The organism is Rhodococcus sp. IEGM 1330, assembly GCF_033142445.1.
GTDB lineage: Bacteria > Actinomycetota > Actinomycetes > Mycobacteriales > Mycobacteriaceae > Rhodococcoides.
Genome location: NZ_JAWLSB010000005.1, coordinates 1 through 13,774, shown reverse-complemented (window position 1 = coordinate 13,774; position 13,774 = coordinate 1). Strand labels below are relative to the sequence as shown.

The 13,774-nt window shown below is 60.3% G+C and carries 11 protein-coding genes; 10 read left to right on the top strand and 1 reads right to left on the bottom strand.

Translation table 11 applies throughout. From position 1 onward, the window contains the following. Positions 1-9: 9 nt before the first annotated feature. Positions 10-1,239 (bottom strand): MFS transporter, encoded by a 1,230-nt coding sequence (locus R4P57_RS13070; protein ID WP_317803267.1) that lies wholly within the window; start codon positions 1,237-1,239, stop codon positions 10-12. Positions 1,240-1,861: 622 nt separating this feature from the next. Between R4P57_RS13070 and R4P57_RS13065 the strand changes: the two genes are divergently transcribed. From R4P57_RS13065 to R4P57_RS13020, 10 genes are all read left to right on the top strand, one after another. Beyond that, the gene (locus R4P57_RS13065) at positions 1,862-3,025 is read left to right on the top strand and encodes a pyridoxal phosphate-dependent aminotransferase (RefSeq protein WP_317803266.1); all 1,164 of its coding nucleotides are present in this window, start codon (positions 1,862-1,864) and stop codon (positions 3,023-3,025) included. A gap of 198 nt (positions 3,026-3,223) precedes the next feature. Beyond that, positions 3,224-4,039: a TauD/TfdA family dioxygenase gene (locus R4P57_RS13060; RefSeq protein WP_317803265.1), complete on the top strand. Its 816-nt coding sequence runs from the start codon at positions 3,224-3,226 to the stop codon at positions 4,037-4,039. Continuing rightward, the gene (locus R4P57_RS13055; RefSeq protein ID WP_317803264.1) at positions 4,036-5,286 is read left to right on the top strand and encodes a diaminobutyrate--2-oxoglutarate transaminase; all 1,251 of its coding nucleotides are present in this window, start codon (positions 4,036-4,038) and stop codon (positions 5,284-5,286) included. Before R4P57_RS13060 ends, R4P57_RS13055 begins: the two co-directional genes overlap by 4 nt. Then, a complete protein-coding gene (locus tag R4P57_RS13050; RefSeq protein ID WP_317803263.1) occupies positions 5,279-6,235 on the top strand; it encodes a diiron oxygenase in 957 nt (318 codons plus the stop codon). The genes R4P57_RS13055 and R4P57_RS13050 overlap by 8 nt, the downstream gene beginning before the upstream one ends. Further along, complete coding sequence (locus tag R4P57_RS13045; protein ID WP_317803262.1) at positions 6,232-6,720, top strand: cobalamin B12-binding domain-containing protein; 489 nt, start codon at positions 6,232-6,234, stop codon at positions 6,718-6,720. Before R4P57_RS13050 ends, R4P57_RS13045 begins: the two co-directional genes overlap by 4 nt. After that, entirely contained in the window at positions 6,717-8,018 is a 1,302-nt protein-coding gene (locus R4P57_RS13040; RefSeq protein ID WP_317803261.1) for a methylaspartate mutase, read from the top strand. Before R4P57_RS13045 ends, R4P57_RS13040 begins: the two co-directional genes overlap by 4 nt. A 165-nt stretch (positions 8,019-8,183) precedes the next feature. Then, complete coding sequence (locus R4P57_RS13035) at positions 8,184-9,266, top strand: acetyl-CoA carboxylase biotin carboxylase subunit family protein (RefSeq protein ID WP_317803640.1); 1,083 nt, start codon at positions 8,184-8,186, stop codon at positions 9,264-9,266. Beyond that, on the top strand, positions 9,266-10,351 hold the full coding sequence (locus R4P57_RS13030; protein ID WP_317803260.1) for a mandelate racemase/muconate lactonizing enzyme family protein: 1,086 nt from the start codon (positions 9,266-9,268) through the stop codon (positions 10,349-10,351). Before R4P57_RS13035 ends, R4P57_RS13030 begins: the two co-directional genes overlap by 1 nt. Next, entirely contained in the window at positions 10,348-11,574 is a 1,227-nt protein-coding gene (locus tag R4P57_RS13025; protein ID WP_317803259.1) for a hypothetical protein, read from the top strand. Before R4P57_RS13030 ends, R4P57_RS13025 begins: the two co-directional genes overlap by 4 nt. Then, complete coding sequence (locus R4P57_RS13020) at positions 11,532-12,761, top strand: MFS transporter (RefSeq protein WP_317803258.1); 1,230 nt, start codon at positions 11,532-11,534, stop codon at positions 12,759-12,761. Before R4P57_RS13025 ends, R4P57_RS13020 begins: the two co-directional genes overlap by 43 nt. Positions 12,762-13,774: the final 1,013 nt, after the last annotated feature.

The following is a 13,774-nucleotide window of genomic DNA, read 5'->3' as shown; positions in this document are numbered from 1 at the left end:
GGCTCGGGCTCAGGAGGACGCGCGTGCTTGTTTCGCGAGGTCGGGTGCAGCCGCCGGTCCTGTGCGTTTCGAGGTGCCGGATGTGCCGGTGAGTACGGTCAACCCGAGAACAAGAAGTGCGGCGAGTCCCAGTGCCGCGCCGACCCAGAGTGGCGAGACGTATCCGAGTCCCAGCGCGATGGTGAGTCCTCCGAGCCACGCACCGATGGCGTTTCCGACGTTCAGTGCCGCGATATTGAGACCGGACGCCATCGTGGGAACGTCCTCGGCGTGCCGCATGACGCGTAGCTGTAGGCCGGGTGCAGTTGCGAAGCCGACAGTCCCGAGAACAAACATCGCGACAAGAGCGAATGCCTTATTGCCAGCTCCGAGAGCGAACACCGCAAGGACTACGGACATGATCAAGATCAGCAGTGCCAGGGACTTGTCCAGTGACCGGTCCGCGAGGCGCCCCCCGAGCAGGTTTCCGAGGAAGGTGCCGACGCCGAACAGTAGAAGAATCAGCGGTACCGTGGACTCGGCGAACCCGGTCACTTCCGTGAGTGTGAACGCGATGTAGGTGTACGCGCCGACCATCGAACCGAACGTGAGCACGCTGACCAGTGCGGATGCGAGGGCGGGCCAGCGGCGGAAGACCTGCATCTCGGATCGAATGCCTGACGAGGGCTGATCGTTCTTTACCTCGACGAGCAGCTGCATACCGACCAATGCAAGCACCCCGATGATGGTGATGGCCCAGAACGTGGACCGCCAGCCCAGTTGTTGTCCCAGTAACGTGCCGAGCGGAATACCGGCGACATTTGCGACGGTCAGCCCGGCGAACATCAGGGCGATGGCTCCGGCGCGTCGGCTCTCTACGACCAGGCCAGCGGCGACCACTGCACCGACACCGAAGAATGCGCCGTGGCACAGGGCGGCGATGACGCGACCGACCATGAGGACCGTGAAATCCGTTGCTAGCGCTGAGATCATGTTTCCGATGATGAACAGGACCATGAGCCCGACCAGCGCCGGCTTCTTCTTGAAGCGGGACAGGAACGCTGTCAGTGCGATCGCGCCGAGGGCGACGCTCAGCGCATAGCCGGATACGGCGTATCCGGCTGTGGATTCGCTGATGTCGAGATCCCTCGAGATCTCCGGGAGCAGCCCGACTATGCCGAACTCTGTCAGACCGATTCCGAATCCGCCGATCGCGAGTGCAATGAGGCCGGCAGGGGTGCCGGCGGTTTTCTCTGTCATGTCAGTACCTTTCTCGCATCGATGTATCGGGAATTTACTGTATGAGACGCATCGGTATATATTGATGTGACGATGTTCACAGAAATTGTGCGGGCATTTTCGATGCAGGCGCGGGCGACGAGGAGAACTTCATGTCGGCCACCGATACGTTTCCGGGGCAGCGATCCATCGGGGCAGCGAGCGGTCCCGCAAGAGTCGGGCAACCGAAGGTAGCCATTTCAAGTGCTTGAACGGGGTGGTGTTGTCCCATTTCGGCACCGAATCATGATGTGGCCCAGAAAATCGTCTCATGCTTTGATGGGTCGCTTGTGGGTCACAGGACGTCTCTGAGGCAGCCTCTTGTGCAAGAGATTCCAGCAGTTGTCGAAACCAGATTGACTGACTCATTGTGGTTACATCGGTCCACGTGAACACCGATGGGCGCGCCGGCTCGCTGACAGTGACCTCGTGACACGGAGGGGGTGCAACACACGACCGTCCGGCGCGTCCGGTCATAAAGTTTGCTACGGTCACTATGGACCGATTAAGAGAGTGCGCTGAAACGGGCACAGCTTTGCGAAGTGAGTCCGAGTTACATAATCCGGGGGTTTTTATGGGTGAACTCAGTGGGCGAGTTGGCGCTATGGCACCGTCTGCAACGCTTGCAATCGATGCAAAAGTAAAGGCTTTACGCGCCGAAGGTAAAAATGTTATCAGTTTTGGCGTCGGTGAACCAGACTTGCCGCCTGCGACTCACATTCTCGATGCCGCGCGTCGTAGCTGCATAGACGACACAAACCACCGATACTCGCCAGCAGGAGGCAAGCAAGTCCTGCGGCAAGCGGTCGCCGAACGGACGGTTCGTACGTCCGGACGAACGACGGTAGCCGACGAGGTAGTCATCACCAACGGCGGAAAGCATGCGATTGCAACTGCTTTCATGACATTGCTCGATGCGGGCGACGAAGTTATAATCGTCGCGCCTTACTGGACCACGTATCCGGAGAGCGTTCGGCTTGCTGGAGGTGTTCCTGTCATCGTGCAGACGACGGAAGCAACTGGCTTCCTCGCTACGGTCGAGGCTCTCGAGGAGAAGCGTTCTAGTCGAACCATAGCCATCGTCGTGGTTTCACCCGGAAACCCAACTGGCTCAGTTCATTCTGCGCTGGAGTTGGAAGAGATTGGTAATTGGGCCGTCAACAACCGTCTCTGGGTTGTGTCGGACGAGATTTATCAAGATTTCACCTACGAGAATCCTTTCGTCAGTATTGCCGGAGTGTGTCCCGGTCTTGTCGATCGCTTGGTTCTGATCGACGGTGTCTCGAAGAGCTATTCAATGACAGGATGGCGTGTGGGTTGGCTGACCGCCCCACGAGAGTTCGCGCAGGCGGCGGCGACTCTGATCTCACACACTACGTCCAACGTCAATAACGTCGCTCAGGACGCTGCAATTGCGGCTCTGACCGGAGAACAGTCCGCTGTGGACCGGATGCGCGATGCATTTGTTTCACGCCGAGAGCGCGGTCACCAATTGTTGGGAGATATCGACGGGGTCGTGTGCGGAAAGCCCGGCGGAGCTTTTTATCTTTACCCGAACGTGAAGGCACTGTTTGGCAGATCAATCGGAGGGCGAATTATCGATTCGTCGGTGACACTCGCCGAGGTGGCGCTTTCTGAGGCGCTGATCGGGTTGGTTCCTGGTGAAGCTTTTGGTACGCCCGGATATTTGCGGATTTCGTATGCGTTGTCGAAAACCGAGATGGAAGAGGGACTCGGGCGATTTGCCCGACTGATCAACAATTCTTGAGGGGGATGTATGACAACCGCTATTTCTGGCTTACCCGCTGTTCGTTTGGACGATGAGACCAGGGACCGTGCATTCGATCTTCTGATCGGACAAAAAGACCCGACCACGGACGTCGACCGCTCGACCGCTCATGGCTTACAGGCACTTTCGATACTGCCCACCGAGACGCTTCAACAAATTCTTGACTTCGGTCGACACGTGTCAGCGCCCCCGGTGATGCTGTTGCAGAACCTGCCGACGGATCGTGCGCTACCCGACACTCCGACCGATGGCGGCGCAGCCAAGGAGAAGCAGACGTTTATATCTGAGGGTGTCCTGTTGGCCCTGTCGACGCTGCTCGGCGAACCGGTGTCGTTCAGGACCGAAAAGAACGGCAGAATAATTCATGACATTGCGACCACCAAGGGTGGTGCCGACACTCAGACCAGTCAGGCATCGAAGGTGTTCCTCAATTTCCATAACGACATCGTCTACGACGAAAACGATCGCTATGATGTAAGCAATCCGGACTTCCTTGTCCTGTACTGCTTGAGGGGCGCACCGGGAGGCGCAGCAGGCACCTATTATTGCGCCGCATCCGAGATCATCGAGTTTCTTCCTCCCGAAACGGTTGCGACACTTCGGGATCCGCGGTTCAAGCTCAATGCTCCGGGCGGATACACAAAGATGTACGCCAACAACCAGGCTGTCTGGTCGCTACCGATGCCGCTGATCGTCGGACCACCCGAGTCGCCGGAGATATTTCTCGCAGCGAACGGTGTCATCGGAATCGACGAGACAGCCCAGCGCGCACTCGATTCCGTCCAGGAGTTGTGCCGCAGCGGAAGCATCGGCGCACGGGTGGAGCTCACGCCAGGTGACGCCCTTCTCATCAACAACCGCAAGGGCGTTCATGCCCGCGATCCGTTCCCCGCCCGATTCGACGGAACGGACAGGTGGCTCCAGCGAACATACATCCGCCGATCGTTGTGGAATATTCGCGACAAAGCAGTCGACGGGAGACTTCATAGGTGAGCGCTCCGGAGATCTACGAGCAGATCGAGTCCGACGTCCGGACGTACTGTCGGCAATTTCCGGTGGAGTTTCGCGCGGCGCGCGGCAGCTCGCTGACCGACGTCGACGGGCGTAGGTATCTGGACCTGATGTCCGCCGCCGGAAGCCTCAACTACGGCCACAACCATCCGATCATCAAGGCTGCGGTCATCGACTATTTAGCTGGCGACGGTCCAGTCCAGTCCTTGGACCTACATACCGAAGCGAAGACCGAGTTTATTCGAACATTCAGGGACACCGTATTCGCACCCCGGAATATCGACTACAAGATTCAGTTCGCCGGTCCCACTGGGTCCAATTGCGTCGAGGCCGCCCTCAAGATCGCTCGCGTGGCGACGGGACGGTCCACGGTGGCCGCCTTCACCGGAGGATTTCACGGCGGATCGTTGGGTGCACTGGCGGTATCGAGTAACCGCAAGAAGCGCTCTGCGGCAGGTGTGACGCTGCCGGGTGCCGTGTTTCTGCCATACGACGGAGCGCTCGACTCATTGTCCGAGTCGCTGGGTTACGTCGAGATGGTTGCGACCGAGAGTGCTACGGGCGTAGACAAGCCCGCGGCGTTCATTTTGGAGACGATTCAAGGAGAAGGCGGGGTAGCCACCGCAAGTACGGCGTGGCTGCGCGGTGTGGCAGATATCGCCGCTCGACACGACATCTTGTTGATCGTCGACGACATTCAAGCCGGGTGCGGCCGCACCGGGAGCTTCTTTTCGTTCGAAGATGCGGGTATCGAGCCGGACATCGTCTGTCTCGCCAAGTCCGTCGGTGGTCTCGGACTTCCGATGGCCCTGGTGCTGTTGAAGCGTCCTTTGGACGTGTTGCCGCGAGGATCTCACGCCGGTACCTTCCGTGGACAGAATTTGTCGTTCGTTGCCGGTACTGCCGCATTGGGCCTCTGGAGTGACCGGGAGTTTCTCAACGGCATCGACAACGTCGTCACGGGCCTCGAGACGTTTTCCGCAGAGGTCGGCCACATACCCGGCGCCACTCCCCGAGGTCGAGGCGCGCTTCGAGGGGTTCATTTCAGCAACGGGGCGGTCGCCGGCCAAATTGTGCAGCGCGCTTTCGAGGCAGGGATTCTGCTCGAGACCAGTGGGGCCGACTCCGACGTCGTCAAGATCATGCCGCCTCTGACGACGCCCCTGGACGAGCTCTCCGATGCGCTCAACATAGTCCTATCTCTCATCAAGGAGACCAGTTATGTCTGAACTCCAGGTTATGTCCGAAATCGCAGTAGAGGACGCAACCGAAGTCGACTTCTCAGTACTTAAGCGACTGAACGCGGCCTGGCCCAAGAGGTCCACGCTCGCCTCCGACATCGGCCGCCTCCACACGGACGATGAATTTTTCGACCCGAGCGTGCCTGACTATCCCGAACATTTTCTCCCGTTCGCAAATCACCCTTCGTGGATCGACGCGGGCGCGGAACAACGCCAGAAAGTGCTGACAGCCGCCTGGTTGGTCTACAACCAGCGCGTCATCACCGCGGAGGAAGAAGTCGCAAATCCGACGTTCCAGCGGATCGCACACGGAACATTGTTCGGTTTGAGTGGAGCAGCGCTGCGCGAGGCCGCGCAGCAGGCACACGTTGACGAGACCTGGCATACCTACATGCATATCCTGGCGATGCGCAAGACCGGGGAGCTTCGAGGCATGGATACGATGCCGACGTACCCGGATGCTGTGACCTACCGACGGTTGGTCGAGGCCAGAGCGGCGAGCAGTGGCGAAGACGAGAACGAGATCCTCGACTTCGCGTGGACAGTAGTGTCCGAGATCAGCATCAACGCTTACCTGGAGTTGTTGTCGAACGACCAGGACATCCAGCCGTACCACAGCCTGGTGACGAGGTTGCACGCCCGCGACGAGTCCGCTCACGGTGCCGTGCTGATCGAGATCGCGAAGGCGGCCTACGGCGCTATGTCGGAGCAGCAGCGGCGCTGGTTCGTCACCGCGCTTCCTCGCGCGCTCCGCGCTTTTGCCGAGACCGATTACTCGGTGTGGCCGATCGTGCTGTCCCATGCGGGATTCGAGGACGCGGACGCGATCGTGGCAGAAATGAAGAACTATCCCGGCAACGAGCTGCTCGTGCGCGACTTCTCCGGGCTCACTCGGCTCGGGCGCGCGCTGCACATCGAGATCGAGTTTCCTGAATGACGGAACTCGAGCGAGACTTAGTTGCCGGGGTCACCACTACGCACCCGGTCTCGCGGCGCGTGCTCATCGTCACGACCCCGTCGGACGTACATTCGTGGAACCTCGTTTTCCTCTCGCTGGTAGTTCGAGACGCGGGAATGTCGTGCCGAATAGTGGGTCCTGCATCGCAGCTCGACGAAATCGTAGTTGGTGCGGAGGAATTCGCGCCGGACGTCGTTTTGGTGAGCACCATCAACGGCCATGGAGAGTTCGAAGCCGCCGACGTTCTGAATGCGCTTCGTGAGGTGTGCGATCCGCACGTTCCGGTCCTGATCGGAGGCATCCTCGGTGTCTCGCACGAGCTCAGGAGCAGTCGCCGGTCTGCGTTGTTGTCGATGGGGTACACGGAGGTGTTCGAGGGGGCCGATCTCACGGTGGGCAAGGTGCGTTCGGAGCTCGAACGTGCAGGGCTTGCCCACCTCGCGTCGGCGGGAGGGGGACGATGATGCAGTCGGGCTTTTCTGCGCGCGTGCGGGAGCGCACGTTGAAATACACCTCCCTGGTCCAGCCCCGAATGGGATTTTCGTCCCTGCCGGCGATGGCGCGGGGGCTGTCCGAAGTCTCCACCGTCTCCGGCAGCGTCGGAACCATCACGGTTGACAGCTTCACCAGAGTCGGTAACGCGAAACGGGCACGATTGGCCTATACGCGAGGAGAAGAGCTCAACGGTTACCCGCTACTCGCAATTCCGGCCGACGAGACTCGCGAGATGGTCGGCGCATTCCGATCGGCGGGACTCGACATTCAATTGCGGCACGGCACGCCGGATCCGCGAAAGCTCTTCGAGCACCTGCACGAGACCGGTCTGGCGATCACCGAAGGAGGACCGGTTTCCTATGCGCTTCCGTACGGGCGAAGGAAACTGCGTGAGACCATCCCGGCGTGGCAGGAGGCGGTGCAGACCCTAGCCCGTTCCGTCGATGGCGAGTACGGACACGTCGAGACGTTCGGTGGCTGCATGTTGGGTCAACTGTGTCCGCCACCGATGTTGCTGGCCATCAGTGTTCTGGAGGCGTTGTTCCTCGAAGATGCGGGGATACGAGATTTGTCGCTGAGCTACGCCCAACAGACGGACGTCGGCCAAGACCTGGAGGCACTGCGTGCGTTGAACGCGCTTGCCGCTCATTACTTGTCAGCCGATACTCGATGGCACACAGTGCTCTACTGCTACATGGGCTTGTTTCCGCGTACGCCGGGGGGTGCGTCGGCACTGAATATGACCGGAGCCGTGTTGGCGGGAATTGGTGGTGCTCAGCGCTATATCGTCAAAACCAGAGCGGAGGCGCGGGGGATCCCCACCATTGAGGAAAACGTGGATGCTTTGTTCGAGGCGAGAACGACGATCGATCAGGTGACCGGTCAGGAGCGGGCCGCTCGCGAACTGTCAGAGAAGCTCGATCTCCTCCATCCATCCGTCGAGTCCGAGGCGCGGCTGATCATCGATCGCGTGCTGGCAGAGGCCGATTCGATCGCCGGATGCCTCACTGCCGGTTTCGCAAAAGGCTATCTGGACGTTCCGTATTGCCTGCACCCGGACAATCGCGGAGACACCACCAGCCAGATTGCTCCCGACGGTCGGCTTCTGTGGGGCCGTACCGGGAACGTACCGGTCCTGTCGGCCGGTTACGAGGAAACCGTGCATTCGGAGGCGCAGGAGTTTCTCGACGGGCTCTCGTACATCAGAGACAGATACGAGCTGCCGGACGCAGGTCGATTGTCCCAGCAGCTGTTGTCTTTGACGTGAGTCGCCGACGTGGGATTGCAGCGAGAGTGAGAGTGCATCGATCAGAAGGAGTGTGTGGAAATGAGAGTCGCAGTCGTTGATCGTGGGGGCGTTTCGCGGTTCGACCGAGGGGACGGATTGGGGTGGCTAGACCCATCTGGGCACGACGTTCATCTGTTGACGGATGTGGCAAAGGTGGCGAGCACGCCTGCCTCCCAGTTCGTCTCGATCCTGGGCTTCTCCATCGACGACGACGCCGCTACGGAGTCCATCCTGAAATCCATCTCGCAGACGTCGGGCTTGGATGCCATCGTGGTGTTTCCGGAGAACCTTCAACTCTGCGGCGCACGGGTACGAGCGAGTGAGGGCATCGCCGGGCATCGGGAAGAGTGGGTGCAGCGTTTTCGCGACAAGGATGTCATGAAGAGCTTCGCCCGCAAGGCAGGTCTTCGGTGTGCTGATTCCGTACCGGTAGATCTGCGGAGCGAGGTCGCACCTTTGCTCGCCCGCCATGGCAAGGTGGTTGTCAAACCCCGCGACGGGGCTGGCTCGGCAGGCGTTCACATTCTCGACGGACCGGACGACCTGGCCCTTCTTCCCGCCGACATCGAGAATCATCAGGCGGAAGAATTCATCGAAGGTGCCATGATTCACGTTGATGCCGCCGTTCAGCACGGGCGGGTCGTGGTCAGCGTCGTCTCGCGCTATCTGGACAGCACTCTGTCCCACACCGATGGACGGCCGCTCGGTTCGGTGGTGTCGGAGGATCCACGGTTGCGGTCTGACGCGCTGTCGATGCTGGACTCGGTGGTTCTCGGGTTCGAGATAGACCATGCCGTGGTCCATCTCGAGGCATTCGTTGTCGATGACGGCCTGGTGTTCAATGAGATCGCATGTCGGGCCGGAGGGGGTTCCATCGTCGAGACCGTGACCGCACACACCGGATACAACCTCATGGGCTCGATGATCGACCTCGAGATGGGTGTGCCGCTCACTTCGAGGAACGAATCGGTGGAGCCGGGGTGTCATGGCTTTGTCCTGTTTTATGCTCCGCCAGGAATATTCGACGCGGTCGACACCGCAGAAGTTCCCGAGGATTGGATTGTGCGGAGCAGGATCGGTGCTCGCAGCGGACAAGTGGTGTCTCCGATCGGACGCGCCGGTGGCAGCATCTGCAGCTTTGTGGTTCGTGGAGCCGACGAGGCCGAGGTCGAACACCGAATCCGACACATGCAGAAGTCGGTCGCTGTGCGAATGAGGTCCGAGTAATGAGGATTACAGCGGTCTCCACTGCGGTGCGCTCGGTAATCTTGCAGGAAACCCAATTTCGACGCGGCCGTCCAGTCGCCGGGACGCAGGACATCCTGTTCGTACGAGTCGAAACGGAGTCAGGTCATGTGGGTTTCGGGGAAGCATCGTCGTGGGCGATTTTCACCGGACTCACTGCGAACGCGTCGAAGGTCGTCGTCGACGAGATCATTGGTCCGGAGATCACCGGACTCGATGTCTCACGTACGCACGAGATAGCGCGGGCTCTCGATCGATATCCTCACCTACCTGCACATCCGAGGTCCGCGGTGGACATGGCGCTTGCCGACGTCAACGCGCGCATTCTCGGCGTCCCGACCTACCGACTTCTCGGTGGCTCGGACGCGTCGTGGGCCTTGAGCTATTCAATCTCCGAGGCAGAACCGGATGCCGTGCGATCCATTGCAGAAACGCGAATCGGCGAAGGCTATCGGATCTTCAAGTTGAAGGCGGGCTCTCACCCCGAGCTCGACGGCGCCCGCATCTCGGCACTTCGCCACGCGGCTCCGAAGGCGGCCATTCGAGTTGACTTCAACGGTTCGGCAACCGAAGCTGGGTTGAGGGAACTATCGCCAGTTCTGCAGACCTGTGACGTCGACTTCGTCGAACAACCTTATCCAGCCGGGCAGTGGGGTCGAATGCGGTCGACGCGGGCGTGGTTCGAGTCTCGTATCGCGCTCGACGAAAGTATCGGCGGCGAGGACGACGTGCGCAGGGTCGGCGAGGATGGCCTCGCCGACATCATCGCGCTCAAACTCGGCCGTTTCGGATCGAGCTCGCGGTTGATCGAGGCCGGAACACTTGCCGCCCGGCTCGGTATGTCCATCTATGCAGGAGCGATGAACGAATCGCGACTCGGCATGTCGGCGTCAGCCGCAACCTTCTCGACGCTCGACAATATTGTGGAGGGTTGCGATTTTTACTATCCGTACACCGTGCTCGGCGAGCCTGGGTTCACCGGTGGTGCCGAGGTGGTCGACGCCGAGCTTCGACTCGGTTCGGACGCCGGCCACGGCATCGACCTGCCGATGGGGTGGTTCGTATGACTGAGCATTGGCTGGTGGTCAACCGGCATCCATTGAAGCTGAGACACTACGCCGACTGGCTCGTCGACCGCGCGAAGGTCACGCTGCTGTGCCCGAAAAAAGTGGTCGACGAAGCCGGACTCGACGAGCTCGTGAAGTACCACAACGTTGTCGTCATTCCCGACTTCGACAACAACGCCAGAGTCATCAGCGAGTGCCTTCGACTCGGACGAGTGACACGGTTCGATCGGGTCGTGGGCATTGCCGAGTACGACCTGCTTCGGACTGCGCACGTGCGTGAGGTCCTCGGCGTCGAGGGCCAGTCCGTCAATAGTGCGAACGCCTACCGAGACAAGGTGTTGATGAAGACCCTGCTACGTGATGCAGGCGTTCCCGTGGCTGACTACACAGCTGTCAGCTCGGTGGTGGATCTGCTTAGGTTCTACGAAAATGCCGGTCCCGCAGTGGTTCTGAAGCCCCGGTCCGGAGGAGGGTCGGCCGGAGTCGAGATTATTGGATCGCACGAAGAATTGGTCGCCGTCGCCTCGAGGACCAGCGAACTGTCCTCGGACGACCCGGGGTGGATGATCGCCGAACGGTTCATCGAGCACGAACTGTTTCACATCGACGGCCTCGTCGTCGACGGAGAGGCGCGCGTGATCTGGCCGTCGGTGCACGTCGGCGACGGATGCCTGTCGCATCTCGCGGGGGAGCCGCTGGTCAGTGCCATGCTGGATCGCGAGGACCACGATTGGGAGCCGGTCGTGTCCCTGGTTCGTCGATCTCTGAAGGCACTGCCATCGCCCGACGTTCACATGTTCCATGCGGAGGTCTTCAAATACGAAGGCGGTTACCTGCTGAACGAGGTCGGCAGCCGCCTCGGCGGGGCTCAGGTAGGTCCGACTCTCACTGCCGCGTACCCGTTGGATCTTGTCGAGATGTACATCCGGGCTCTTGCAGGTGAGCAGCTGACCTTTCCCGCGGCACCATCCCAGCTCGGGGGTTGGACGACAGTTCCTCCGGCCAAAGGCACAGTGGTGACCGTTCCGACCGATCCCAGTCCGACTCGCTCGATAGTATCCTGCGACGTCCACGTTTCGGTCGACGATGTAATAGCCGCTGCTGGAACAAGTGTCGAGGCCGTAGCGTCATTTGTTGTGCTCGGTGACAACCGCGCCGAGGTGACGGCGAGGCTCGACGAATGCCTCTCATGGTTCGCGCAGGGCTACCAGGTCGTCGGCTGATGCTCGGCGTCATCAGAGCGGCTTGGAAAATCGCGGATTTGAGGGTGCTGATGATCAGCACCCTCGTAGTTGCACTGAGCTCGAACCTGGTTCTTCCCTATCTCGCCGTGTATCTGAGTGAGGAGCAGGGTGTGTCGGCAGGGGGGATAGCCGCCGTCATCGCCATCCGATTCTGGAGCCAGCAAGGGCTCGCGACGGTTGGTGGCATCGTGGCCGACCGCTGGGGAGCACCGCTGGGGTGCAGGTTGGGCCTAGCACTCCGCGTCGTCGCATACACGCTGTTCGCGTTCAGCGGTGGACTTGTCGCCGCCGCTGTTGCTGCTGCACTACTCGGACTCGGCGGTGCCCTGTACATTCCGTCCTCGAAAGTCTATCTAGCGAGCGCTGCGGTCACAGAATTGTCACCGCGAGAGCTCTATCCGTTGAGAAGTATGCTTAACAACGTAGGCAACGCGGCTGGCCCTCTTTTGGGAACCGCGGCATTGCTGGTCGACGTTCGGATCGTTTTCATTGCGGCGGCCATTGCGGTGACGGCAGTCGTTTTGAGTCTGCGCTCGCTCCGGCCATATTCGCGTACAGAGCGGTCTCGTATCAACATTGCTGGATATACTGAGCTGTTGACCACCAGAAGGCTATGGGCACCGTTGATCGGCATGCTGTGTTTCGGGCTCGTCTACATCCAGATCGAGTACTCGATTCCGCTGATGGTGACGGAGCGAACGGGTGGGGCATTTGTCGGGATTCTCTTCTTCCTCAATGCCGTCTTCGTCGTGATCTGGCAGTTGTTCGTATCAACTCGAGTGGCACGGGTTCCGCCGATGCTGGTTGTCGTGGCTGGCCTGGTCGTGATGGCGGTGGGAATCGCCGTGGGTCAATCGGGTGCCGTAGCCGCCGTCGTGGTGATGGTGGCGCTGTTCTCGCTCGGTGAGGCGCTCGTGGAGCCGTCGATAGATTCTGAGGTCACTGCAGTCGTCGCCGATGGTCTGCGTGGCCCAGCGTTCGGGTTGAGTGGTCTGTTCATGTCGATAGGGGCCATCGCAGGTACGTCCGCAGCAGCGGCAGTCGTTCATAGCGGCAACAACTTTCTTCTGATCGCAGGAATATGCGCTGTCGGAGTGCCCGTGGCTGCACTCGCTGCGCTCGTCTTCAAGCCGCCGGTCTCACGCAGCAGAATCGGAACTGGCTGATCTCACAGCGAGGGCTGCGGTGAGTCCGGTGACATCCGCGGTTCGCAATAGCGTCACCGCACCGGCGTTCGACACGACCCCGGTTCCGGTGGCATCGACGGACAGGGCGGGGTACGACGACGTAGACTGAATCAGAATGGTGCCTCTCAATCTGGGTGTTTTTCAACTGTGATAAGTCGAATTCTCCCAGTTCGGAGCACCATTCCTCGAATCGGACGCGCCGTGAAGCCTTACCGGCATGAAAGCGCCAGGCTAGTTCGACGGTCGACGCAGGCTCTAGCGTGAAGTGCGATTGTGGGTCGGTGTCCGCACTAGGGGACGTTGGTGGGTAAGCGAACGCCCGTCCACGTGCGTTCGAACGATGTCTGCTATCGCCCGCGCGGTGAGCGGGGTCATGGTCAGCGGGGTGTGGCCACATCGGTCGATCGGAGTCAACACCGGCTGTTCATCGGCCGGATCGAGATGCCGGTCGTATCTGGCAAGTTCAGGTACCTCCCACCGCTTCGATGGCGTCGGCGAGCATACGGGTGCTCGGATACCGCTTGTGGTGGCCCAGTACCTCGCACCAGCGTCGATAGACCCGCTCCGGGGTTTTCTGATCAAGAAGAAGACCGCGTTCCACGTGTTCGGGCCAACCCGCTTGAATGGCTACCGACCGCGCAGGCTGGACGGCTCGTGATCGGGCCGCCGCTTCCCTGTCTCACAGATCGGTGGCCTAGAAACGACCATTTCTGGGGCACCGCTGCGAAAAATCAAGCCTCTGGAGTCAAAACCGCAAGAGTCGATTCAAGACAAAGTTGCAATTGGCCCACACTCCCGTTCACCGCTACTGAGTACAACTCGCCTCCGTGTATGCGAATATTGTCCGGTGAGCCAGAGCAAAAGCACATGACGGTCCCCTTCTCCGATGACGAGTTGATGCAGGCATTTGTCGACTGAGGTTCACCCCGGAAAGTGGACAGTGGTTACGCGGCCATGGTGGGCGCGTTCAGTGACTGTTCGTAATTGTGGGG